At 56.9% G+C, this 24,298-nt stretch carries 20 protein-coding genes, 1 pseudogene and 1 other annotated feature (1 of these 22 only partly in view); of the genes and pseudogenes, 4 read left to right on the forward strand and 17 right to left on the reverse strand.

Features of this window, described 5'->3' with window-relative positions; all coding sequences use genetic code 11:
- Window positions 1-120: 120 nt before the first annotated feature.
- From rihC to N7V53_RS22345, 7 genes and pseudogenes are all read right to left on the reverse strand, one after another.
- The gene (gene rihC / locus N7V53_RS13140) at window positions 121-1,035 is read right to left on the reverse strand and encodes a ribonucleoside hydrolase RihC (protein WP_279793632.1); all 915 of its coding nucleotides are present in this window, start codon (window positions 1,033-1,035) and stop codon (window positions 121-123) included.
- Window positions 1,036-1,109: 74 nt separating this feature from the next.
- Window positions 1,110-2,060, reverse strand: a complete 951-nt coding sequence (ispH, locus tag N7V53_RS13145; RefSeq protein WP_279793633.1) for a 4-hydroxy-3-methylbut-2-enyl diphosphate reductase — start codon at window positions 2,058-2,060, stop codon at window positions 1,110-1,112.
- Complete coding sequence (gene fkpB / locus N7V53_RS13150; protein WP_023480425.1) at window positions 2,041-2,511, reverse strand: FKBP-type peptidyl-prolyl cis-trans isomerase; 471 nt, start codon at window positions 2,509-2,511, stop codon at window positions 2,041-2,043. The genes ispH and fkpB overlap by 20 nt, the downstream gene beginning before the upstream one ends.
- A 107-nt stretch (window positions 2,512-2,618) precedes the next feature.
- Entirely contained in the window at window positions 2,619-3,119 is a 501-nt protein-coding gene (lspA, locus tag N7V53_RS13155) for a signal peptidase II (RefSeq protein ID WP_023480416.1), read from the reverse strand.
- Complete coding sequence (ileS, locus tag N7V53_RS13160) at window positions 3,119-5,935, reverse strand: isoleucine--tRNA ligase (protein ID WP_279793634.1); 2,817 nt, start codon at window positions 5,933-5,935, stop codon at window positions 3,119-3,121. Before ileS ends, lspA begins: the two co-directional genes overlap by 1 nt.
- Before the next feature lie 45 nt (window positions 5,936-5,980).
- Window positions 5,981-6,922, reverse strand: a complete 942-nt coding sequence (gene ribF, locus N7V53_RS13165; RefSeq protein WP_023480490.1) for a bifunctional riboflavin kinase/FAD synthetase — start codon at window positions 6,920-6,922, stop codon at window positions 5,981-5,983.
- 7 nt (window positions 6,923-6,929) lie between these two features.
- Window positions 6,930-7,159 (reverse strand): annotated as a pseudogene (locus N7V53_RS22345) (DUF2575 domain-containing protein).
- A gap of 89 nt (window positions 7,160-7,248) precedes the next feature.
- Here N7V53_RS22345 and rpsT point away from each other — a divergent pair.
- The gene (gene rpsT, locus N7V53_RS13170; protein ID WP_023480327.1) at window positions 7,249-7,512 is read left to right on the forward strand and encodes a 30S ribosomal protein S20; all 264 of its coding nucleotides are present in this window, start codon (window positions 7,249-7,251) and stop codon (window positions 7,510-7,512) included.
- 48 nt (window positions 7,513-7,560) lie between these two features.
- Here rpsT and nhaR read toward each other — a convergent pair whose 3' ends face one another.
- The 4 genes from nhaR to dnaK form a co-directional block, all read right to left on the reverse strand.
- Window positions 7,561-8,460, reverse strand: a complete 900-nt coding sequence (gene nhaR / locus N7V53_RS13175) for a transcriptional activator NhaR (protein WP_124969886.1) — start codon at window positions 8,458-8,460, stop codon at window positions 7,561-7,563.
- A 20-nt stretch (window positions 8,461-8,480) separates the two neighbouring features.
- Window positions 8,481-9,647, reverse strand: coding sequence for a Na+/H+ antiporter NhaA (nhaA, locus tag N7V53_RS13180; protein WP_279793635.1), 1,167 nt, complete (start codon window positions 9,645-9,647; stop codon window positions 8,481-8,483).
- 165 nt (window positions 9,648-9,812) lie between these two features.
- Entirely contained in the window at window positions 9,813-10,955 is a 1,143-nt protein-coding gene (dnaJ, locus tag N7V53_RS13185) for a molecular chaperone DnaJ (protein ID WP_023480326.1), read from the reverse strand.
- 85 nt (window positions 10,956-11,040) lie between these two features.
- Window positions 11,041-12,966, reverse strand: a complete 1,926-nt coding sequence (gene dnaK / locus N7V53_RS13190; protein WP_076768922.1) for a molecular chaperone DnaK — start codon at window positions 12,964-12,966, stop codon at window positions 11,041-11,043.
- Between the two features lie 298 nt (window positions 12,967-13,264).
- On the opposite strand from dnaK, the gene satP reads away from it, so the two are divergent.
- Entirely contained in the window at window positions 13,265-13,831 is a 567-nt protein-coding gene (gene satP, locus N7V53_RS13195; RefSeq protein WP_042715340.1) for an acetate uptake transporter, read from the forward strand.
- Window positions 13,832-13,879: 48 nt separating this feature from the next.
- Here satP and N7V53_RS13200 read toward each other — a convergent pair whose 3' ends face one another.
- From N7V53_RS13200 to tal, 3 genes are all read right to left on the reverse strand, one after another.
- Window positions 13,880-15,187, reverse strand: coding sequence for an MFS transporter (locus tag N7V53_RS13200; protein WP_279793636.1), 1,308 nt, complete (start codon window positions 15,185-15,187; stop codon window positions 13,880-13,882).
- A 122-nt stretch (window positions 15,188-15,309) separates the two neighbouring features.
- Complete coding sequence (mog, locus tag N7V53_RS13205; RefSeq protein WP_124969899.1) at window positions 15,310-15,897, reverse strand: molybdopterin adenylyltransferase; 588 nt, start codon at window positions 15,895-15,897, stop codon at window positions 15,310-15,312.
- Window positions 15,898-16,003: 106 nt separating this feature from the next.
- Window positions 16,004-16,957 carry a transaldolase gene (gene tal / locus N7V53_RS13210; protein WP_042713423.1) on the reverse strand — a complete coding sequence of 318 codons (954 nt, stop codon included), beginning with the start codon at window positions 16,955-16,957 and terminating at the stop codon, window positions 16,004-16,006.
- 299 nt (window positions 16,958-17,256) lie between these two features.
- On the opposite strand from tal, the gene N7V53_RS13215 reads away from it, so the two are divergent.
- Window positions 17,257-18,693 carry a sodium:alanine symporter family protein gene (locus N7V53_RS13215; RefSeq protein ID WP_279793637.1) on the forward strand — a complete coding sequence of 479 codons (1,437 nt, stop codon included), beginning with the start codon at window positions 17,257-17,259 and terminating at the stop codon, window positions 18,691-18,693.
- 74 nt (window positions 18,694-18,767) lie between these two features.
- Window positions 18,768-19,541, forward strand: coding sequence for a peroxide stress protein YaaA (gene yaaA, locus N7V53_RS13220; RefSeq protein ID WP_279793638.1), 774 nt, complete (start codon window positions 18,768-18,770; stop codon window positions 19,539-19,541).
- A gap of 42 nt (window positions 19,542-19,583) precedes the next feature.
- On the opposite strand, the gene thrC is transcribed toward yaaA, so the two are convergent.
- From thrC to thrA, 3 genes are read right to left on the reverse strand one after another with little or no spacing between them, the layout of a single operon-like run.
- The gene (gene thrC, locus N7V53_RS13225; RefSeq protein WP_279793639.1) at window positions 19,584-20,870 is read right to left on the reverse strand and encodes a threonine synthase; all 1,287 of its coding nucleotides are present in this window, start codon (window positions 20,868-20,870) and stop codon (window positions 19,584-19,586) included.
- A gap of 3 nt (window positions 20,871-20,873) precedes the next feature.
- A complete protein-coding gene (gene thrB, locus N7V53_RS13230; RefSeq protein WP_124969908.1) occupies window positions 20,874-21,803 on the reverse strand; it encodes a homoserine kinase in 930 nt (309 codons plus the stop codon).
- A 1-nt stretch (window position 21,804) separates the two neighbouring features.
- Window positions 21,805-24,267: a bifunctional aspartate kinase/homoserine dehydrogenase I gene (gene thrA, locus N7V53_RS13235; protein WP_279793640.1), complete on the reverse strand. Its 2,463-nt coding sequence runs from the start codon at window positions 24,265-24,267 to the stop codon at window positions 21,805-21,807.
- Between the two features lie 23 nt (window positions 24,268-24,290).
- Window positions 24,291-24,298, reverse strand: a sequence feature (Thr leader region) (it continues 110 nt past the right edge of the window).

Here is a 24,298-nt window from a genome sequence, read left to right on the forward strand (position 1 = left end):
ATCGTTTCCAGATTAACCAGCCCATCGCTGAGCCACCAGCCGAAAACGCCAATAATTAGAAATTAATGATATACACCGGCAAATATCAGTAAAAGGCATGACAAGAGCCTGACTTCGTTATTAAGGTGCCAGCGCCAGCACGTCGGCGAACCATGCACGAAAGCCCTCAACATCCATATCGAGCGCTACCTGCGCATTGGCGGGCAAGCCCAGCTTGCCGTCAATATCTACCACCGTCGCACCCGTGGTGAACTGCCCCTGCGTCTCAACCGCCACAAAGCAGGGTTTTAGGGTAAAGAGATCCGGGCGGACCTGGTAAGCGATAGCGCAGAGATCGTGCATGCGCTGCCCGGTCGCCATGCTGCCGCTGCGGTAGTGGCTGAAAAGCGCATGCAACATTTTGCCGGTGCGGTTAAGGGTGGGAAGCGTCGCCAGAAACGCGGGCGCAAGGGTCGCGCGGTTGGTGACATCCAGGCCGCACATGACGATATCCAGCCCGCTGGCAAAAACGCGCGCCGCGGCGTCGGGATCGACGGCGATATTAAATTCGGCGCTCGGCGTAAAGTTACCGCGCCCGGCGGAGCCGCCCATCATCACCAGCCGACGGATGTTGAACTGGCACTCCGGGTAGTGGGTAAGCAGTAGCGCGATATTGGTCAGCGGGCCGATGGTCACAAGCGTAATGGGTTCAGGCGAGGCGAGCAGCATGTCGCGGATCGCCTGAAAGGCCGGGATCGCCAGCGGCTGGCGTGCATGTTCAATAAAGTCGTAGCCATCCAGCCCCGACTCGCCATGCACATTTGCCGCGCTGTAGAGCGGGCGCAGCAAGGGCGTGGCGGCACCCTGCGCCAGCGGGACATCCGCGTTCCAGAAGTGAAGCAGTTGCAGCGCGTTGCGGGTGGTTTTCTCCAGCGAAACATTACCGGCAACGGTGGTGATCAGTTTCAGATCGCACTCAGGCGCGAACAGCGCGGCGGCAATCGCCACGGCGTCGTCAATACCGGGATCGGTGTCGAGAATGATTGGCAGACCCATAGCCCCTCCACGAAAAATGGACAAAAAAAATGCCAGACTCGGTCTGGCATCTTCGCATAACCCTCGGGAAAAGGTTACTCGACTTCGCGAACCTCGACCCGCAGCTCTTTTGGCACTTCAAAGACGATATTCTCTTCGCGCCCTTCAAGCGGGATGGCTTCGCCGCCGCCCAGCTCCTGCAGGCGTGAAATCACATTCTGCACCAGAATATCCGGTGCGGAAGCGCCAGCGGTGACGCCAACACAGGCAATACCCTGAACCCAACTCTCCTGGATATCAGAGGCATCATCAATCAGATAGGCCGCTTTACCCATCCGCTGCGCCAGCTCGGCGAGGCGGTTGGAGTTGGAGGAGTTTTTGGAGCCCACCACCAGCACCACTTCCGCCTGCTCAGCCAGCGCACGCACCGCTTCCTGACGGTTGGTGGTCGCGTAGCAGATATCATCTTTACGTGGCCCGACGATATGCGGGAAACGCACGCGCAGAGCGTCAATGACGTCAGAAGTATCGTCGACGGAGAGCGTAGTCTGGGTCATGAAGGAGAGTTTGCCCGGATCTTTGATCTCAAGCGTCGCAACATCATCCGGCGACTCAACCAGGTACATGCCCCCTTTCGGGTTGCTGTACTGACCCATAGTGCCTTCCACTTCCGGGTGACCGGCGTGACCAATCAGGATCGCCTCTTCGCCACGACGGCTGGCGCGCGCCACTTCCATATGTACTTTCGTGACCAACGGGCAGGTGGCGTCGAAGACCGTTAAATCGCGGCTTTTCGCTTCGTTGCGCACCGCTTGTGAGACGCCGTGCGCCGAGAAGATAAGGATCGCGCCGTCCGGCACTTCGCTTATCTGCTCAATAAAAATAGCGCCGCGCTCGCGCAGGCTGTCGACCACGTAGCGGTTGTGCACCACTTCGTGACGCACATAAATCGGCGCGCCGTAGATCGCCAGCGCGTTTTCAACAATGCTGATAGCGCGGTCAACGCCAGCGCAAAAACCGCGCGGGTTAGCCAACAGGATCTGCATTTGTCTCCTCCAGTGCCGGATCGACTTCCAGCACATCGATATCAAAGTGGACGGTTCTGCCCGCCAGCGGATGGTTGAAATCGACGGTAATCGAGTCGCCGTTGATTTCGCGGATCACGCCCGGCATTTCGCTGCCATCCATTGCGGTAAAGAGCATAATCGCACCGATTTCCGGCTCGCCGGCGTCCATAAATTCACGGCGTGAGAAGTACTGGATCAGATCCGGGCTCGGCGTGCCGAAGGCGGCGTCCGGCTCAAGGGAAAAGACCTTTTTCTCCCCGGCCTTCAGGCCAAGCAGATGTTGCTCCAGCCCTTCGGAGAGGGAACCGTCGCCAAGGCGAAACAGCGCCGGCTTACCGTTGTTGCGTGTGGATTCGGCAAGTGAACCATCTTCGAGCTTGAGCGTGAAGTGCACCAGCACTGCGCTGTCGCTCTGTACGGATTTAGACATGCAGGTTGCTCTTATGTGATAGCGAATGTAGGGCCCGGGTGCGTATTGCATGCCGGATGGCGCTACGCTTATCCGGCTTAATAACCGGGCCTACAACGCTTTATGGCTTACGCCTGTTTTTTCACTGCGGCGGAGGGTAAAAACCCTTCCAGCACGATCAGCGCCGCGCCGATACAGATTGCGGTATCAGCAAGGTTAAAGGTAGCAAAATGCCAGTCGCCCACATAAAAATCGATCATATCGACGACAAAGCCATGCCACAGACGGTCGAACAAGTTACCCAACGCGCCGCCAATAATCAGCGCATAGGCGATGTTATTCAGCTTTTGCGACGCTTTGGCGCGATACATCAGCACCGTCAGCACCACGCAGATACCGATAGCGATACCCGCGAAGAACCAGCGTTGCCAGCCGCCGCTGTCGGCGAGGAAGCTGAACGCCGCCCCATAGTTACGCGCATAGTGCAGGTTTAGCGACGGGAACAGAGAGACCGTCTCCCCCAGAGCGAAGTTCTGGAGGATCAGGTATTTACTGCCCAGATCGATAATCAGCACCGCCACGACCAGCCATAGCCAGCGCAGCCCTGTTGAAAAGATCGGTTTACTCATCAGGCAAACTTACGTTTTTCGCCGTCACCGGCGACGTTGCTAACACAGCGTCCGCAAATATCTGCGTGTTCCGCCACCTGACCGACATCATGGGTGTAATGCCAGCAACGCGGGCACTTCTCACCATCGGCTTTACTCAGCGCTACTTTCAGCCCTTTGAGCAGTTCGCTCTGCTGCGCATCCGCAGAAGCGCTGGCATAATCCGCAACCTGCGCGCCTGAGGTCAACAGGACAAATCGCAATTCATCGCCCAGCGCCGTCAGTTTCGCCGCCAGCTCTGGCTGTGCGAACAGCGTAACCGTCGCTTCAAGGGATCCGCCCACTTTCTTATCGGCACGCGCCTGCTCAATCACCTTGTTGACTTCGCCACGCACTTTCAGCAGCTCGGCCCAGTAGGCGTCGTTCATCGCTTCGCTGTCCGCCAGGCCAAACAGGCCTTCGTACCACTCGCCGGTGAAGACATACTTCTCGCGATCGCCTGGCAGGTAGCCCCAGATCTCATCAGCGGTGAAGGACATGATCGGTGCCATCCAGCGCACCAGCGCTTCACAGATGTGATAGAGCGCGGTCTGACAGCTGCGACGCGCGCGGCTCTCCGCTTTCGCGGTGTACTGGCGGTCTTTAATGATGTCGAGGTAGAAGGAGCCCATTTCCACGGAGCAGAAACGCATCAGGCGCTGCACCACTTCATGGAAGTCATAGGATTCGTAGGCTTTCAGGATATCTTCCTGCGCCGCTTGCGCGCAGCCAACGGCCCAGCGATCCAGCACCACCATCTCTTCCGGTTTCACCATATCTTTCGCCGGATCGAAACCGTTAAGGTTCGCCAGCAGGAAGCGCGCGGTGTTACGGATACGACGATAGCTGTCGGCGGCACGCTTCAGGATCTCGTCGGAAACGGCCATTTCACCGGTGTAATCGGTTGATGCCACCCACAGACGCAGGATATCCGCGCCGAGTTTGTTCATCACATCCTGCGGCGAAACGGTGTTGCCGATCGATTTCGACATCTTGCGGCCCTGACCGTCGACGGTGAAACCGTGGGTCAGCACCTGACGATAAGGCGCTTTGCCCTTCATCGCCGTGGAGATCATCAGGGATGACATAAACCAGCCACGATGCTGATCCGAGCCTTCCAGATACATGTCTGCCGCGTGGCCCGCGAACTCCGGGCGAACGTCGACAACGGAAGCGTGGGTTGAACCGGAGTCAAACCAGACGTCCAGCGTATCCGGCACTTTGACATAGCTGTCGGCGTCATCGCCGAGGATGTCGCGCGGGTCGAGATCCCACCAGGCCTGGATACCGTCAACTTCGACGCGTTTTGCCACCTCTTCCATCAGCTCCAGCGTACGCGGGTGCAGCTCTTCGCTATCTTTATGGACGAACAGCGACATCGGCACGCCCCAGGTGCGCTGACGGGAGATACACCAGTCAGGACGGTTAGCGACCATCGATTCGATACGCGCCTGGCCCCAGTCCGGGATCCACTGCACGCCTTTGATCTCTTGCAGCGACTGCGTGCGCAGCCCTTTTTGATCCATGCTGACGAACCACTGCGGCGTGGCGCGGAAGATGATCGGCGACTTGTGACGCCAGCAGCACGGATAGCTGTGCTGCATCTTCTCGACGTGCAGCAGCGCGCCTTTTTCGGTCAGCAGCGCCACGATGATGTCGTTCGCTTTGAAGACGTTGATGCCATCAAGCGTCGGGTAGGTGCCCGGCAGATAGCGACCGTCCGGGCCAACCGGGTTAGCAATTTCCAGACCGTACTTCTGGCTGATGGTGTAGTCGTCCGGGCCGTGACCGCCAGCGGTATGCACCGCACCGGTACCCGCTTCCAGCGTAACGTGATCGCCGAGGATCGCCGGAACATCGAAATCGAGGAACGGGTGTTTAAAGCGCATCAGCTCAAGCTCAGCGCCGTTGACCGTAGCCAGCACGCGATAATCGCTGATGCCGGTGCGTTTCATCACGCTCTCAACCAGATCTTTTGCCAGGATCACCGCCTGACCGTCAACCTGTACCAGCGCGTACTCAAACTCCGGAGAGAGGGAGATAGCGCGGTTAGCAGGGAGTGTCCACGGCGTGGTGGTCCAGATAACCAGCGAGACTGGGCCGTTAACAGAATCAACGCCGAATTTCGCTTTCACCGCCTGCTGATCGGCAGCCTGGAAGGCGACGTCGATAGAAGGCGAGGTTTTGTCGTAATACTCAACTTCCGCTTCCGCCAGCGCGGAACGGCAGTCGACGCACCAGTGCACCGGTTTTGCCCCTTTCAGCAGGTGGCCATTACCGATGATTTTGCCCAGCGCGCGGATGATATTGGCTTCGGTTTTGAAGTCCATGGTCAGGTAAGGGTGCGACCAGTCGCCGAGCACGCCCAGACGGATAAAGTCTTTGCGCTGCCCGTCTACCTGCGTGGCGGCATATTCACGGCACTTGGCGCGGAACTCGGCGGCGGTGAACTTCTCGCCCGGTTTGCCGTACTCCTGCTCGACTTTCAGTTCGATCGGCAGACCGTGGCAATCCCAACCCGGAACGTAAGGCGAGTCATAACCTGCGAGCCCTTTGGACTTCACAATAATGTCTTTCAGAATCTTGTTAACCGAGTGACCAATATGAATGCTGCCATTCGCATATGGAGGGCCATCATGCAGAATGAAGGTTTTTTTGCCTTTTTTCGCCGCACGGATGATGCCGTAGAGGTCATCATCAGTCCAACGCGCCAGCATTCCCGGTTCGCGTTTGGCGAGATCGCCACGCATTGGGAACCCTGTTTCCGGCAAATTCAGGGTAGATTTATAGTCACTCATTAGATTCTCGGTTCCGTATTTCGGTTTGATTAATACCACCAGGCCTTAAGAAGCCGGTTTAGATAGCCCAAAAAACTCACGGGCCGCTACCTCATCTCGGGCGATTTGCGCCTTCAGTTCATCGAGGGAAGCAAAGCGCTGTTCGTTACGTATTTTTTTACGCAGTACTACGTCTATATGGCGACCATAAAGGTCCATTGCAACATCCAGCAGGTGCACTTCCAGCTGCTGGCGAATACCTGCCACCGTCGGGCGGGTACCAATATTGGCGACGCCCGGCAGCAGCGTGTCGCCGAGGCCCGCCACTTCAACCGCGTAGACCCCTTTTACCGGGGAGACCTGGCGGCGCAGCGGCACATTCGCCGTCGGAAAACCGATGGTGCGCCCCAGCGCATCGCCGTGGACAACGCGCCCGGAGATGCTGAACGGGCGGCCAAGCAGATTCTCGGCAAGCGCCAGGTCGTCGTTCGCCAGCGCCTGGCGAATCGCGGTGCTGCTCACCCGCACGCCGCCTTCGCAGAAGGTTTGCGTACTGGTGACGTCAAAGCCATATTTCTCGCCGGCCTTCTGTAATAACAAGAAATCCCCCTGGCGACCAGCGCCAAAACGGAAATCGTCACCGACTGCGAGAAATTTCACACCGAGGCGGTCGACCAGCAGGTCGCTGACAAAGGTTTGTGCGGTCAGCGCCGCAAAACGCCTGTCGAAGCGTAGGCAGAGAACATACTCCACGCCGCACTCGGCCAGCCAGCGAAGCTTCTCGCGCAGACGCGTCAGCCGCGCGGGGGATTTCTCCCCGGCGAACAGCTCCAGCGGCTGCGGTTCAAAAATCATCACCACCACCGGCAGGCCGCGCGCGCGCCCTTCTGCGCCCAGCCCCTGTAGCAACGCCTGATGACCGCGATGTACGCCGTCGAAATTACCAATAGTCAGCACACACCCGTGCGGTGCATGACTGAGGTTATGTATGCCGCGTATCAGCTTCATGTCTGGCTCAAAACAGTGAAAATCGTCGGATTATACCTTGTACAGCGGGCAACGTTAACCGGCGATTGCCTTATCGCGCCAGAAAGGAGAGGCTTTTCATCAGGCTGCCGCTGGCTGTGGTGAGAATCTGCCGCTATGCACGATTTTTCTGGTGGAAAAGCTGTATTCGCGACACGCAAGCTGTTAGAATCCTGCGCCATCACTACGTAACGAGCGTCGTTGCTTAACGGCGCTTATTTGCACAAATCCATTGACAAAAGAAGGCTAAAAGGGCATATTCCCCGGCCTTTGAATTGTCCATAAAGATCATATTTGGGAGTTGGACCTTGGCTAATATCAAATCAGCTAAGAAGCGCGCCGTTCAGTCTGAAAAGGCTCGCAAGCACAACGCTAGCCGTCGCTCAATGATGCGTACTTTCGTTAAGAAAGTATACGCAGCAATTGAAGCTGGCGACAAAGCCGCTGCGCAGAATGCATTTAACGAAATGCAACCGATCGTGGATCGTCAGGCCGCTAAAGGTCTGATCCACAAAAACAAAGCAGCGCGTCATAAGGCTAACCTGACCGCGCGTATCAACAGCCTGGCTTAATCGCTTCGCTGTTCGCTTTGTAAAAAAAACCCGCTTCGGCGGGTTTTTTCATTTCTGATGGAGCGCGAAGAGCGCCGAGTAGTCGCGATTGCAGATGCGCTGCACCGCCGGATGCTGGATCATACGTTCAGCAAAAATCGCGTGATACTCCTCCTGCACGTTGTCGAGCCTGCCGATCTCTACCATTCGCGCATCGGCATAGAAGTCGTCGCCATAAGAGGTCGGCGCAACAAAAATGGCATCATGTTTTGCGCCAAAGGCCTTCATCAGCGCGGCATCATCAAACTCGCCGAGGATCTCCACCTGCAGGTTTTGCACATGAAACCAGTTCATCAGCTTGCGGCCAAGCATTGAGCGGCGGCCGGGAATTAATAACCGACGCGTTTCAAGGCAGGCGGGAAACGGCAGTTCCGGTGCCGGGCCGCTGCTCCAGAAGCTGACGCTGCATTCGCCAATCTTCACCGAAAAGAGCCCCTCCTGCTGCGCAGAGTCGATGGGGCAATCAGAGATAATCATATCGAGCTTATGCTGGCTTAACTGCTCCAGCAGCAGCTCGTGCGTCGATTCAAAGCAGCGCAGGTGAATCGGCTCGCCTTCCTGCACGGCAGCATCAAGAATGCCGCTCACCAGCCGCTTCGAGAGCGCATCCGCCACGCCGACATCAAACAGCAGGTTCGCCTCTTTGCGGTAGTTGATGATATCGAGCATCTCCTGGCTTAACGCGAACATCTTATCCGCATAACGAAATACCAGTTGCCCCAGTTCGGTGGCTTCCAGCCCCCGCCCTTTGCGTTTAAAGAGCTTGCCCTGCAGCCGCTCCTCCAGCGCTTTGATCTGCCCGGTGATGGTCTGCGGCGTTAAGTAAAGCGCCTCCGCCGCGCCAACGACGGAGCCTTCCCGGTAGACATGCCAGAAGTAGTACAGATGGTTGTAATTGATATATGACATGGCGCTTTACCTTTTCGTTACTACGCCGTGCGGATAATGCGCGTACGCAGCAGGCAGTAACCCGCCACGGCCGAAATAACCGAGCCGGTGAGAATGCCCAGTTTGCTCCAGGCGATCATATCGGCATGAGCGTCGCCAAAGGCGAGCGACGAGATAAAGATCGACATGGTAAAGCCGATGCCGCACAGCACGCCGACCGCCATAATCTGTTTGAACACCGCGCCATGCGGCAGCTTCGCCAGTTTCAAACGCAGCGCCAGCCAGCAGAAGAGCGAAATGCCGAGCGGCTTACCGATCACCAGACCGGCAATAATCCCCAGCGGCAGCACATCCGTCAGGCCAGCAAGGGACATACCGTTCAGGGAAACCCCGGCGTTAGCAAAGGCAAACAGCGGCAGGATAAGCCAGGCGACCCACGGACTAATGGCATCGCTCAGCTGATGTAACGGCGACACGCCGTTCTCTTTCTTCAACGGCACAAAGAAACCGACGATAACGCCCGCAAGCGTGGCATGAACCCCGGATTTCAGCACCGCCGTCCACAGCACAACGCCCACTAACATATAGAGACCGATTCGGCGCACGTTGAGTGCGTTCATGATTGCCAGCACGGCGATAGCGGTCGCGGCAACACCCAACGCCAGAGTCGAGAGATCGCTGGTGTAGAACAGTGCGATAATCACGATCGCGCCGAGATCGTCAATGATCGCCAGCGCCATCAGAAACACCTTCAGTACCGGCGGGACGCGATTACCTAACAGCGCCAGTACGCCAAGGGCAAAGGCAATATCGGTCGCGGTAGGAATGGCCCAGCCGTGGCTTGCCAGCGGGTTATGACCATTAAACAGCAGGAAGATGAGCGCCGGTGCGACCATCCCACCCAGCGCGGCAATCACCGGGAATACCGCCTGCTGGCGGCTGGCGAGCGTTCCCTCAACCAGTTCATACTTCACTTCCAGACCGACCATCAGGAAAAAGATCGCCATCAACGCATCGTTAATCCACAACAGCATGTCTTTATTAATCTCAAGCGCCCCGACTTTCAGCTGGACCGGGGTCTGTAAAAACGAGCTGTAAATCTCCTGCGTCGCGCCGAGGTTCGCGCAGAGCATGGCCAGCGCGGCGGCACAAATCAGCACGATGCCACCTGAGGCATCGCTATTTAAAAAACGGTGCAAAAACTTCATCGGATTCTCCCACTCCCTGTAACGTCGTGGCGGCTATCTTACTCCTCGCTACTCTTCGTTAAAAACAGATTATTATTGCTTATCAGTTCTGTTTTCCCGAGGTATGCCAGCGGATAAAAAAAACCCGGCAGCGCCGGGTTGATAAAGAGAGGTGATGCGGGACGCTTAGCGCGTCAGGTCGTCGAAGAATTTTTTGACGCCGTCGAAGAAGCTTTTGGAGCGCGGGCTGTTGTTTTCCCCCGTCGGGCCACCAAAGCTATCCTGCAGATCCTGCAGCAGCTGCTTCTGCTTCTCGTTCAGGCCGACCGGCGTCTCTACGACCACACGGCACAGCAGATCGCCCTGTGCGCCACCGCGCACGGATTTCACGCCTTTACCGCGCATGCGGAACAGCTTGCCGGTCTGGGTTTCGCTCGGCACTTTCAGCTTCACGCGACCATCCAGCGTCGGCACTTCGATTTCGCCGCCCAGCGCCGCCATGGCAAAGTTGATCGGCACTTCGCAATAGAGGTTATTGCCTTCGCGCTCGAAGATCGGGTGCTGTTTCACCTGCACCTGAACGTAGAGATCGCCTGCCGGCGCGCCATGCTCGCCCGCTTCGCCTTCGCCACTCAGACGAATACGATCGCCGGTATCCACCCCTGCCGGGATCTTCACGGAGAGGGTTTTGGATTTCTCAACGCGACCGTGGCCGTGGCATTTATTGCACGGATCTTTAATCAGCGTACCGCGGCCCTGGCAGTGCGGACAGGTCTGCTGTACGGCAAAGAAGCCCTGGCGCATCTGCACCTGGCCGGAGCCATGACAGGTCGGACAGGTCTGCGGCTGGGTACCCGCTTTTGCGCCGCTGCCGTGGCAGATGTCGCACTCTTCCAGCGTCGGGATACGGATCTCTTTCGTGACGCCGCGTACCGCTTCTTCCAGCGTCAGCTCCATGGTGTAACGCAGATCGGAACCACGCGCCGCGCGCTGACGGCCACGACCACCGCCGAAGATGTCGCCAAAGACATCGCCAAAGATGTCGCTGAAGTCGGCACCGCCGCCAAAGCCGCCGCCACCGTATCCACCACCGCCGCCGCCCTGCTCAAAGGCCGCATGACCGTACTGATCGTACGCCGCGCGTTTCTGGGGATCGGTCAGGACCTTATAGGCTTCGTTGATCTCTTTGAATTTGCTTTCGGCCTCTTTATCGCCCTGGTTGCGGTCCGGGTGAAATTTCATGGCCAGGCGTCGGTACGCCTTTTTGATTTCAGACTCTTCGGCCGTTTTCGACACGCCGAGAATCTCGTAATAATCTTGCTTCGCCATCGGTTTATCTGCCCCTTAACATACGAGCACGGGCGTGGAGAAAACTCCGACGCCCGTGCTGGTTATCTACCCTGCATAAGGGCGATTACTTTTTGTCTTTAACTTCTTCGAACTCGGCGTCAACCACGTCGTCATCTTTCGCCGCGTTGGCGTTGTTCGCAGAAGCATCAGCGCCGCCCGCCTGCTGCTGTGCGTGCTGCTGCTGGGCGATTTCCATCAGTTTCTGGGAAACCTGTGCCAGCGCCTGCATTTTGGCGTCGATGGCCGCTTTATCTTCGCCTTTCAGCGCAGTTTCCAGCTCGCTCAGCGCGGACTCGATTGCAGTTTTGTCTTCAGCCGGCAGTTGGTCGCCTGCTTCTTCAACCTGCTTACGGGTGCTGTGCAGCAGATGATCGCCCTGGTTACGGGTCTGGACCAGCTCTTCGAACTTACGGTCAGACTCGGCGTTCGCTTCCGCGTCACGCACCATTTTCTGGATTTCATCCTCGTTCAGACCAGAAGAAGCCTTGATGGTGATCTTCTGCTCACGGTTGGTATTCTTGTCTTTCGCAGAGACGTGCAGAATACCATCGGCGTCGATATCGAAGGTGACTTCGATCTGCGGCATGCCGCGCGGTGCCGGGTTGATACCGTCGAGGTTGAACTGGCCCAGCGATTTGTTATCGGAAGCGCGTTTACGCTCACCCTGCAGCACGTGGATGGTTACCGCAGACTGGTTGTCTTCCGCCGTAGAGAACACCTGGCTGTGCTTGGTCGGGATGGTGGTGTTTTTGTTGATCAGCGGAGTCATCACGCCGCCCATGGTTTCGATACCCAGCGACAGCGGGGTAACGTCCAGCAGCAGAACGTCTTTAACTTCACCGGTCAGAACGCCGCCCTGAACCGCAGCACCGATAGCTACTGCTTCATCCGGGTTCACGTCTTTACGCGGATCTTTGCCGAAGAACTCAGCCACTTTTTTCTGCACCATCGGCATACGGGTCTGGCCACCGACCAGGATCACGTCATTGATGTCAGAAACGGAGAGGCCCGCATCCTGCAGCGCAACTTTCAGCGGCTCGATAGAACGGCTTACCAGGTCTTCGACCAGACTTTCCAGTTTCGCGCGAGTCACTTTGATGTTCATGTGTTTCGGACCGGTCGCGTCTGCGGTGATGTACGGCAGGTTCACGTCGGTCTGCTGTGCAGAAGAGAGCTCGATTTTCGCTTTCTCTGCCGCTTCTTTCAGGCGCTGCATTGCCAGCGGATCGTTGCGCAGATCGATACCCTGATCTTTCTTGAACTCTTCCACCAGGTAGTTGATCAGACGGCTGTCGAAGTCTTCACCACCGAGGTGGGTATCACCGTTGGTCGCCAGTACTTCGAAGGTTTTTTCGCCGTCTACATCGTCGATTTCGATGATGGAGATATCGAAGGTACCGCCGCCCAGGTCGTATACCGCGATAGTGCGGTTACCGGTCTCTTTATCCAGACCGTAAGCCAGCGCAGCCGCTGTCGGTTCGTTGATAATACGTTTTACTTCCAGGCCCGCGATACGGCCGGCGTCTTTAGTCGCCTGACGCTGCGCATCGTTAAAGTAAGCCGGAACAGTGATAACCGCTTCAGTTACCGGTTCACCCAGGTAATCTTCCGCCGTTTTCTTCATTTTTTTCAGCACTTCTGCAGAGATCTGCGGCGGTGCCATTTTGTTGCCTTTCACATCAATCCAGGCGTCGCCGTTGTCGGCTGCCATGATTTTGTAAGGCATGATAGATACGTCACGCTGGACTTCTTCGTCCTGGAAGCGACGGCCAATCAGGCGCTTGATCGCAAACAGCGTGTTTTGCGGGTTCGTCACTGCCTGACGTTTAGCCGGCTGACCTACCAGAGTCTCGCCATCCTGTGTGTACGCAATTACGGAAGGCGTGGTGCGATCGCCCTCGGCGTTCTCAAGCACGCGTGCCGAAGCGCCATCCATGATGGCTACACAAGAGTTGGTTGTCCCAAGGTCGATACCAATAATTTTACCCATCTAAACGTCTCCACTAAAAATTCGTCATCAGCTGGTTGTGAACCTGTAATAAGGGCAAACCTCACGGTTTCAACTGCCCTGTATTGATTTTTTTGCAAGCCCACAAAATGCGGTTGACTACAAGATGGGGTCGCCGCGCCGCGCATCAAGGGGGAGACAATAAAAAAATTTTTAATTTCCACCTGTTCAGATCATAGACAGGCCGGATGGCGCTATTTATGATGCCGCGCCCCGCTTGCAGAAAACGCCCGCGGGGTAATTATTTCTCCCCTTTATCAATTGATTCTTTTGAGGAATTATGGGCAACACTAAGTTGGCTAATCCGGCTCCGCTGGGCTTAATGGGCTTCGGCATGACCACTATTCTGCTTAACCTGCACAATATTGGTCTATTCCCGATGGATGTCATTATCCTGGCCATGGGCATTTTCTATGGTGGTATCGCACAAATTTTTGCCGGCCTGCTTGAGTATAAAAAAGGCAACACCTTCGGCTTAACAGCCTTTACCTCTTACGGTTCTTTCTGGTTGACGCTGGTAGCGATTCTGCTGTTCCCGAAAATGGGGCTGACAGAGGCGACCAACGGCCACTTCCTCGGCGTCTATTTAGCCATCTGGGGCGTCTTTACCCTGTTTATGTTCTTCGGCACGCTGAAAAGCGCGCGCATGCTGCAGTTTGTCTTCCTGAGCCTGACGGTGCTGTTTGCGCTACTGGCGGTGGGACACCTGGCGGATAACGAAAACATCGTTCATATCGCAGGCTGGATTGGCCTCGTCTGCGGTGCCAGCGCCATCTACCTGGCGATGGGCGAAGTGCTGAACGAACAGTTTGGCCGCACCGTGCTGCCGATTGGCGAAAAACACTGATTCGTTCAGGTGCCAGTATAAAAAACGGAGCCTGAAGGCTCCGTTTTTTTATAAGGATTCGAGCGGGGTGTCGGCCACGCTATCGGCATGATGCAGATCCTGGCGCAGCCAGATGCCTAAGCCAAACCCCATCAGGGAGAGCGCCAGCACGTACCAGGCCGGAGCCATCGGCGAGACGCTCATCAGCATCGTCACCGCAATTGGCGTCAGCCCGCCGAAAATGGCATAGGAGACGTTGTAAGAGAAAGAGATGCCGGTAAAACGCACCTCCGCCGGAAAGGCGCGCACCATCACATAAGGCACAGCACCCACAACGCCGACGCACAAGCCGACAAGGCCATAGAGCAGAAAGAGTTGTTCCGGGTGGCTGCCAACGCGGTGATAGAAGAGCCAGCTGGCAGCGGCGAGCAGCAAGCTGCCGACGATAAAGGTGCGGCTGGCACCGAAGCGATCGACTAACAGCCCCGCCGCCAGACAACCAAAGCAGAGCATGATCGTGGCAATGCTATTTGCCTGTAAGGTCAGAGCGGGCGCGAAGCCATACTGCTTTTGCAGCCAGACCGGCGACATCAGGATCACTACCACAATTCCGGCCGAGAGCAGCCAGGTCAGCAGCATCGAAACTACCACTGCTTTTTTGTGCTTCAACACCACCGCTTTTACCGGCAACTCCTGCGCCAGCGCTTTGCGCTGCTGCATCTCCAGGAAAATGGGCGTCTCACGCAGCCAACGGCGTAAATACATTGCCACCAGCCCGAACGCGCCGCCGAGCAGGAAGGGGATACGCCAGCCGCCATCGTGGATCGCCTGCTGCGTCATGCTGGTGTTGACCAGCGTGGCAACCACCGATCCCAGCAGGATGCCAACCGTTAAGCCCGCCGTCAGCGTGCCGCAGGCAATACCGATGCGGCGCGCCGGGACATGCTCAGCAACAAACACCCATGCACCAGGCACTTCGCCACCAATCGCTGCGCCCTGTAACACGCGCATTAACAGCAGCAGCAGCGGTGCAACAATGCCCATTGAGGCATAGGTCGGCAGCAGGCCAATCGCCAGCGTTGGCAGCGCCATCAGCAAAATGCTGAGGGTGAACATCTTCTTGCGCCCGACCAGATCGCCGAAGTGCGCCATCACAATACCGCCCAGCGGGCGCGCCAGATAACCGGCGGCGAAAATGCCAAAGGTCTGCACCTGACGCAGCCACTCGGGGATATCGGCCGGGAAGAAGAGCTCCCCGACCACAGCGGCGAAAAAGACGAAGATAATGAAATCGTAAAACTCCAGCGCCCCGCCGAGGGCGGCGAGGGTCAGGGTTTTATAATCCTGTTTATTCAGAGGGCGTGTGTAATGTGACATAGCGAACCGTTGATAAGAGTGAACGATTATATTCTTACGGGTTATGTAAAGTAAAAATGACTATACCGTAAAAATATCAATACGCCACCACCGGGATCGCATATGTCAGAAAAGCGCTACTTTCAGGATAAAGTTTCGCGCCTTGCGCTTTTAGGACGAAAAGCTGCTACGACCTGCGGATCTGTCTCCACATACGGGCCATCAAGAAGCTGTACACAATACGGTACACTGGCAAATATGCCCGCCACTTTCACTTCACCGCTCTCGCTTTTCAGCCCTTCGAGGGTCTCTTTAATCGATTTCGGCTGGCCTGGCAGGTTAAGGATCAACGCCTGCTTGCGGATCACGCCCACCTGGCGCGAAAGAATGGCCGTCGGTACAAAGTTGAGGCTGATCTGGCGCATCTGCTCGCCAAAGCCCGGCATCTCACGATCGGCAACGGCAAGGGTAGCATCAGGCGTCACGTCGCGGCGTGCCGGGCCGGTTCCGCCGGTGGTCAGCACCAGATGACAGCTCATCTCGTCCACCAGCTCACATAACGTTTGCTCGATGATGGTCTGCTCGTCAGGGATCAGGCGCGTTTCGATATGAAAAGGGGTGGTTAAGGCCGATGCCAGCCATGCTTCAAGCGCGGGCAAACCTTTATCTTCATAAACGCCGCTGGAGGCGCGATCGGAAACCGAAACTAAACCAATGCGTAGTGTGTCCATAATTATTCCGTTGCAAAAAACCGTTTACGGAATGATACACGCTGAGGGGAGAGGCAAACAGAGTGGAGAGAAGAAGCGTGACCGGGAGCCCGGCCACGCCTGATGATTACAGCAGATCGCCGATCATTTTTTCCAGTTTTTCCTGGTCAACGGCAAACTTGCGGATACCGTCCGCCAGTTTATCAACCGCCATCGGATCCTGGTTGTGCTGCCACAGGAATTCCGCTTCGCTGATGCGCTCCGGACGCGCTTTTACTTCGCCGGTGTAAACCAGTTTGCGCTCCAGCGCGCCTTCGCTTTCTGAAAGCTCTTTCAGCAGCGCCGGGGCGATGGTCAGACGGTCGCAGCCAGCCAGCTCAATGATTTCGCCGATATTACGGAAGCTTGCGCCCATTACCACAGTTTCATAACCGTGCTCTTTGTAGTACTGGTAGATTTCACTCACGGAAACCACGCCCGGATCTTCTGCCGGTGCGTACTCTTTCTTGTCGGTATTAGCTTTGTACCAGTCAAGAATACGACCTACGAACGGGGAGATCAGGTAGACGCCCGCTTCGGCACAGGCACGCGCCTGGGCGAAGGAGAAGAGCAGCGTCAGGTTACAGTTGATGCCCTCTTTTTCCAGCTGTTCTGCTGCGCGAATGCCCTGCCAGGTGGAAGCCAGCTTGATCAGGATACGATCGTTGCTGATGCCCGCATCGTTATACATTTTGATCAGGCGTTTGGCTTTGGCGATGGAGCCTTCGGTGTCGTAAGAGAGGCGCGCGTCAACTTCAGTAGAGATACGGCCCGGGATCAGTTTGAGGATTTCCAGACCGATGTTAACGGCCAGGCGGTCGGACGCATCAACCACTTGCTGCGCGCGATCGCTGCTCTGGCTACGCGCCCAGGTCACAGCTTCGTCAATCAGTTTACGGTATTCCGGGATTTGGGCTGCCCCAAGGATCAGAGAAGGGTTGGTTGTAGCATCCTGCGGCTGATAGAGCTTCATTGCCGCGATATCTCCGGTATCAGCCACGACTGTTGTGTACTGACGCAGGGAGGTCAATTTATCCGTCATGATAATGTTTCTCTTTAAACGATACCCTGAATAAATCACGTCGAGACCGATGACGCCTTTATGGCTTGTCGGGCGCAAAGGCTGCCAGCGCACCTGAACGAGAAGTATGACGAGTATACTTGTTAGGGGGATGTAACCGGTCTGGCAAGATGATAACACGACGCCCTGTCAGCGCAACCGCAGACAATGCAGGTGGCATTGTATGATAAACTCCCTGATTAATTGCCTGCGAAGGGATAAGCCCGTTGTAAACGCGCCGTCGCAGGTTACCTCTCCCGGCATCGACAAGAGGGTCGTTAATGCCAGAATTCTTCTCTTTTATCAGTGAGATCCTGTGGGGATCGCTGATGGTATACCTGCTGGCGGCAGCGGGTATCTGGTTTGCATTTCGCAGCCTGTTTGTTCCGTTTCGTTTTTTCCGCGACTTTGGCAAAAGTCTGAAAAGCGGCCGCAGCGTACCGCCCGGTGCCCTTACCTCGTGGCAGGCGCTCTGCCTGAGCCTGGCGACGCGCTTAGGCAGCGGCAACCTGGCGGGCGTGGCGTTTGCGCTCACCGCCGGTGGCCCGGGCGCGATCTTCTGGATGTGGATCGCAGCGCTTATCAGCATGGCGACCAGCTTCGCCGAGTGCGCGCTGGCCCAGCTCTATAAAGAGCGCGATGCCAATAACCAACTGCGCGGCGGCCCGGCCTGGTATATGGCGCGCGGCCTCGGTATGCGCTGGATGGGCGTGCTCTTCTCCATTTTCCTGCTCCTCGCTTATGGGCTGGTGTTTAACACCATTCAATCCAGCGTAGTGACGCGCGCCGTTCACTTCGCCTGGCAGGTGCCGGGCACGCTGACCGGGCTGGTGCTGGCGGTGGGCTGCCTGCTGTTTATGACCCGCGGCCTGGCGGTGCTCTCCCGTCTGATGCAGTGGATGGTGCCGCTGATTGCGCTGGCATGGATTGCGGTGAGTTTCAGCATCAGCCTCTGGCATGCCAGCCTGTTACCGGAAGTCTTCGAGACCATTTTTAAAAGTGCCTTCGGATGGCAAGAGGCGGCGACCGGCACCATGGCATGGACGCTGAGCCAGGCGATGACCAGCGGCTTTCAGCGCAGCATGTCGACTAACGAAGCCGGAATGGGCTCTTCACCGAATGCCGCGGCGATGGCAGCCTCCTCCCCGCCCCACCCCGTTGCGCAAGGCATTGTGCAGATGATTGGTGTGCTGACGGATACCTTTCTGGTCTGCACCGCCAGCGCGATGATGCTGCTGCTGGCTGGTAACGGGTCGGCAGAGAGCAGCCTCATTGGCATCCAGTTGATGCAGCAGGCGATGGTCTCTCTTGCAGGCGGCTGGAGCGCCGGGTTTCTCGCGCTGGTGGTGCTGCTGTTCGCCTTTACCTCGATCCTCGCCAACTACCTCTATGCCGAGAACAATCTGATCTTTTTAGGCCGCAACAGCCGTGGCAACCTGATGCTGCTGCGGGGCGTGGTGGTGTTAATGGTGCTGTGCGGTTCACTGGTCAGCGTACCGCTGATTTGGCATATTGCCGATGTGGTGATGGCGCTGATGGCGATGATTAACCTGACCGCCATCCTGCTGCTGTCGCCGGTGGTTAAGCTGCTGGCGGGGGACTATCTGCGCCAGCGTAAACTCGGCGTCGAGCCGGTGTTTAACCCGCAGCGTTATCCGGAGATTCAGCGTCAGCTGGCGCCAGGCAGTTGGGACTCGCTTCCCCCTTCGTCTCGCTAATCGCAACTATCGATCAAGCCAGGTGATTTTTTTGTTAAAGTCAGCGGAAATTTCTCACACAGCAAGGAGTGAGCATGCTGATTTTGATTTCACCTGCCAAGACGCTTGATTACCAGAGCCCGCTGGCAACCGAGCGCTACACCCAGCCAGCGCTGCTGGAGCACTCTCAACAGCTGATTAAGACCGCGCGCACGCTTTCGGCGCCGCAGATCAAAAAGCTGATGGGGATAAGCGATAAGCTCGCCGACCTCAACGCCACCCGTTTTCACGACTGGCAACCCGACTTCACCCCGGAAAATGCGCGTCAGGCATTGCTGGCGTTTAAAGGCGATGTTTATACCGGCCTGCAGGCTGAAACCTTCAGCGATGCAGATTTTGACTTCGCCCAAAAACATCTGCGCATGTTATCCGGCCTGTATGGCGTGCTGCGTCCGCTCGATTTAATGCAGCCCTACCGTCTGGAGATGGGCATTCGTTTTGAGAATGAGAGAGGCAAAGATCTCTACCAGTTCTGGGGCGATATCATTACCGATACCTTGAATGAGGCGCTGGCCCAACAGGGCGATGAGATTGTGGTGAATCTGGCGTCTGATGAGTATTTCCGCGCCGTGAGGCCGAAAAAGCTCAATGCGCGCATCATCAAACCGGTGTTCCTCGATGAGAAAAACGGCACGTTTAAGGTCATCAGCTTCTACGCCAAAAAAGCGCGTGGCCTGATGAGCCGCTACATCATTGAGCAGCGTCTGACGAAGCCGGAGCAGCTAACAGGCTTTGACCGCGAAGGGTACTTCTTTGATGAGACGGCCTCGACGCCAGACGAACTGGTGTTTAAACGCCACGAGCAGTAAGCAGAAAAGCGTCCCCCACCCGCAGGTGGAGGACGTTTGAAATTACGCTTTTTGCATCATCAGCTGGCGTAACGCCGCAAAATCCGCAGGCAGGGAGTGGGAGAGCAGCGGCAGATCTGCACGGTCAGCCAGCTCTTTCGGCAGCGGCAGCGTTTCGCCGAGGATAGCTTCCACGCTCTCTTTGAACTTCGCCGGATGCGCAGTGCCGAGGAAGAGGCCATATTCCCCCGGATGAAGCTGATCGCGCAGGGCGCGGTAAGCAATCGCGGCGTGAGGCTCTGAGACGTAGCCCTTCTCCTTCAGCTCAACGATCGTCGCTTTGGTGGTGTCATCATCCACCGCCGCGTAACCCAGCTCGTTCAGACGCCAGATTTTACGGCGGAACAGCTCCTCCACGCGCGGCCAGTTGTTCGGCTGGCTGACATCCATGGCGTTTGACAGCGTCGCCTGCGTCGCTTTTGGCTGCCACTCGCCCTCTTTCAGAAAACGCGGCACGGTGTCGTTAGCGTTGGTGGCGGCGATAAAACGCTTCACCGGCAGGCCGAGTGACTTCGCCAACAGCCCGGCGGTCAGATCGCCAAAGTTGCCGCTTGGCACCGACACCACCAGCTGATTGCGCGCCTCTTGCGGCAGCTGCGCCACCGCTTCGAAGTAGTAGCACACCTGCGCCAGCAGGCGGCTGATGTTAATCGAGTTGGCGGAGTTGAGGCCCAGCGCGCTCTTGAGCTCTTCATCGTCGAAGGCCTGTTTAACCAGCGCCTGGCAGGCGTCGAAGTCAGCATCAATGGCAACCGTTTCGATATTCCCACCCAGCGTGCAGAAGAGCTTCTCCTGCAACGGGCTGATTTTGCCCTGCGGATAGAGGATCACCACGCGAACATTCTTCATGCCGTAGAAGGCATGAGCAACGGCCGCGCCGGTGTCGCCAGAGGTCGCAGTCAGAATGGTGACCGGCTTATCACCGCTGATGGCGCTCAGCATCTGCGCCATAAAGCGCCCGCCGAAATCTTTAAACGCCAGCGTCGGTCCGTGGAACAGCTCAAGGCAGCCGATATCGTTTTCGACCGGTTTTACCGGTGCAGGAAAGGCAAACGCAGCACGCACGCGGGCTTCCAGCGCTTCCTGCGGGATCTCATCGCCGATGAATGCAGAGAGGATCTTCGCGCTGCGGCTGACAAAGTCCTGCTCCAGCATCTCGTCGATTTCCGTCAGGTTGAATTCCGGCAGATCGTGCGGGAAGAAGAGGCCCTGATTTTTGCCCAGCCCTTGTGTGACGGCCTGCGCGAAGCTGACCTGCTCATTGTGATCTTTTAAGTTGTAGAGTTTCATTGGTTATCCCACTACCCTTGCGCCCGCCGTGTCCAGCCGGCAAATATGAACGAAGCCTTCCTGATTTTGCAGATAGTGTTTGCCGAGCCAGTCGGCCACGCGCTGCGCGGTATCCGGCTTGTCGCACAACGCAAACAGCGTTGGGCCCGAACCGGAGATGCCGCAGGCCTGCGCGCCAATATCCGCCACCGCCTGACGCGCCTGCTCAAAGCCTGGCAGCAACTTCATGCGATAGGGTTCGGCAATCACATCTTTCATCAATTTCGCCGCCAGCGCGGGCTGGCGGGAATAACAGGCATGAATAAATCCAGCCAGGTGACGCCCGTGAGCAATACACTCCTGACGGCGATACTGCGCCGGTAAAATGGCGCGCGCTTCTGCCGTCGAAACTTTAATGCCCGGGTAGGCAAGCACCCATAACCACTCATCAAAGCATGGCACCTGCTGGCTGATAATGCCGCCTTCCTCGATCATCAACTGCATGCCGCCGAGATAACAAGGCGCGACGTTGTCGTAATGCACGCTACCGGAGATACGCCCTTCCAGCTCGCCCATCAGCGCCAGCATGCGCGTCTCATCAAGCGGTTTACCGCAGAACTCGTTCATTGCCACCAGCGCCGCCACGACCGAACAGGCGCTGGAGCCGAGACCGGAGCCGATCGGCATGTTTTTTTCCAGCGTCATCGCCACCGGCACCTGCTTGCCAATCTCCTGGCAAAAGAGCTCCCAGCATTGATAGACGATATTTTCCCGCGCTTCGCTCGGTAATTTACTGGCGAAGCGCCCTCTGTTTTGCAGACTAAAGTGGTCGGCGGCTTCCACCGACACCGTGTCCCCTAACAGCGTGCCATCGACCGGCGTTACCGCCGCGCCGAGGACATCAAACCCTACGCTCATATTGGCGCTAGACGCCGGTGCATACACCTTCACCATCTCAGACCCCTAACTTCCACGAAAGCGTACGCAGCAGGTCGGCAAACACGCCCGCCGCCGTAACATCATTACCCGCGCCGTAACCGCGCAGCACCAGAGGCAGCGGCTGGTAATAATGGCTATAAAACGCCAGCGCGTTCTCGCCGTTTTTCACTTTATACAACGGATCGTTGCCGTCGACTTCAGCGATCTTCACCCTGCAGGTGCCATCCTCTTCAATGTTGCCAACATAACGCAGCACATTGCCAGCGTCACGAGCCTTCGCCACGCGGCTGGCAAACTCATCATCCAGCGACGGCAGACGCGCCATAAAGCTGTCGACATCACCGGAATCATCGAAGCTTGCTGGCAGCACCGGCTCGATCACGATATCCGTCAGTTCCAGCTCGCGCCCGGTTTCACGGGCGAGGATCAATAACTTACGCGCGACATCCATGCCGGAGAGATCGTCACGCGGATCCGGCTCGGTGTAGCCCATTTCGCGCGCCACTTTTGTCGCTTCCGACAGGCTCATCCCTTCGTCGAGCTTACCGAAAATAAAGGATAAAGAGCCGGAGAGGATCCCCGAGAAACGTTGCAGCTCATCACCGGCGTTAAGCAGGTTTTGCAGGTTTTCAATCACCGGCAGACCCGCGCCAACGTTGGTGTCATAGAGGAATTTGCGGCGCGATTTCTCTGCGGCGCGGCGCAGCTGATGGTAGTAATCCATCGACGAGGTGTTCGCTTTTTTGTTCGGCGTGACGACGTGGAAACCTTCGCGCAGGAAGTCGGCATACTGATCGGCGACCGCCTGGTTGGAGGTGCAGTCGACGATCACCGGGTTCAGCAGGTGATACTCCTTCACCAGACGAATCAGTCGGCCCAGGTTGAACGGCTCCTTCGCTTCGGCAAGCTCGGCCTGCCAGTTGTCCAGGTTCAGCCCGTGAACATTGGTCAACAGCGCTCTTGAGTTAGCGACGCCGCAGACACGCAGATCGATATGCTTACTCTTCAGCCACGTTTGCTGGCGCTTCAGCTGTTCCAGCAATGCACCGCCGACACCGCCAACGCCGATCACAAAGACTTCAATCACCTGATCGGTGTTGAACAACATCTGGTGAGTGACGCGCACACCGGTGGTGGCATCGTCATTGCTCACCACAACAGAGATAGAGCGCTCAGAAGAGCCCTGGGCGATTGCCACGATATTGATATTGGCGCGTGCGAGTGCGGCAAAGAATTTCGCCGAGATGCCGCGTAAGGTGCGCATGCCGTCGCCGACAACGGAGATGATCGCCAGGCGCTCCATCACGGCGAGCGGCTCCAGTAACCCCTCTTTCAGTTCAAGATAGAACTCTTCACTCATCGCGCGCTGCGCACGGGCGCAGTCGGACTGCGGCACGCAGAAGCTGATGCTGTACTCGGATGAAGATTGGGTGATAAGCACGACGGAGATGCCGTTGCGCGACATGGTGGCGAAAACGCGGGCGGCCATGCCGACCATCCCTTTCATTCCCGGGCCGGAAACGCTGAACATCGCCATATTGTTGAGATTAGAGATACCCTTAACCGGCAATGCGTCGTCATCCGAAGTGGCACCAATCAGCGTACCTGGTGCTTGCGGGTTGCCGGTGTTTTTAATCAGGCATGGGATCTGGAACTGGGCGATAGGGGTAATGGTGCGGGGGTGAAGAACTTTAGCGCCGAAGTAGGAGAGCTCCATGGCTTCCTGATAGGACATCGACTTCAGCAGCCTGGCGTCCGGCACCTGGCGCGGGTCGCAGGTATATACGCCGTCAACATCCGTCCAGATTTCACAACAGTCGGCGCGTAAACATGCGGCCAGCACGGCGGCAGAGTAATCGGAGCCGTTACGCCCGAGCACCACCAGTTCGCCCTTCTCATTCCCGGCAGTGAAACCGGCCATCAGCACCATGTGATCCTGCGGAATACGGCTGGCTTCGATACGACGCGTGGATTCAGCGATATCGACCGTCGATTCGAGATAGTGCCCGACCGCGAGCAGTTTTTCGACCGGATCGATAACCGTCACTTTATGACCGCGCGCTTCCAGCAGCCCGGCCATAATCGCGATAGAGAGTTTTTCCCCCCGGCAGATAAGCGCAGCATTAATGCTGTCCGGGCACTGGCCCAACAGACTAATGCCGTGCAGAACATGTTTGATCTGCGCGAACTCGGCATCAACGACGGTTTTAAGTTGTGCGAGCGGAAAACCGGGCTGGGCATCTGCAAGCCCCTGCAGCAGTTCGGAGAAAATACGCTCCGCATCGCTAATGTTGGGAATTGCATCCTGTCCGGAGATGGTTTTTTCAATCATCGCGACAAGATGGTTGGTAATTTTTGCGGGAGCAGAGAGTACGGTTGCGACTTGCCCCTGCCTGGCATTACTTTCCAAAATATCGGCAACACGCAGAAAACGCTCCGCATTTGCCACTGATGTACCGCCGAACTTCAACACTCTCATGCTTTACCCCTTGATTTTTGCTCGAAAAAAA

This window comes from Kosakonia sp. HypNH10 (assembly GCF_029850615.1).
Classification (GTDB): domain Bacteria; phylum Pseudomonadota; class Gammaproteobacteria; order Enterobacterales; family Enterobacteriaceae; genus Kosakonia; species Kosakonia cowanii.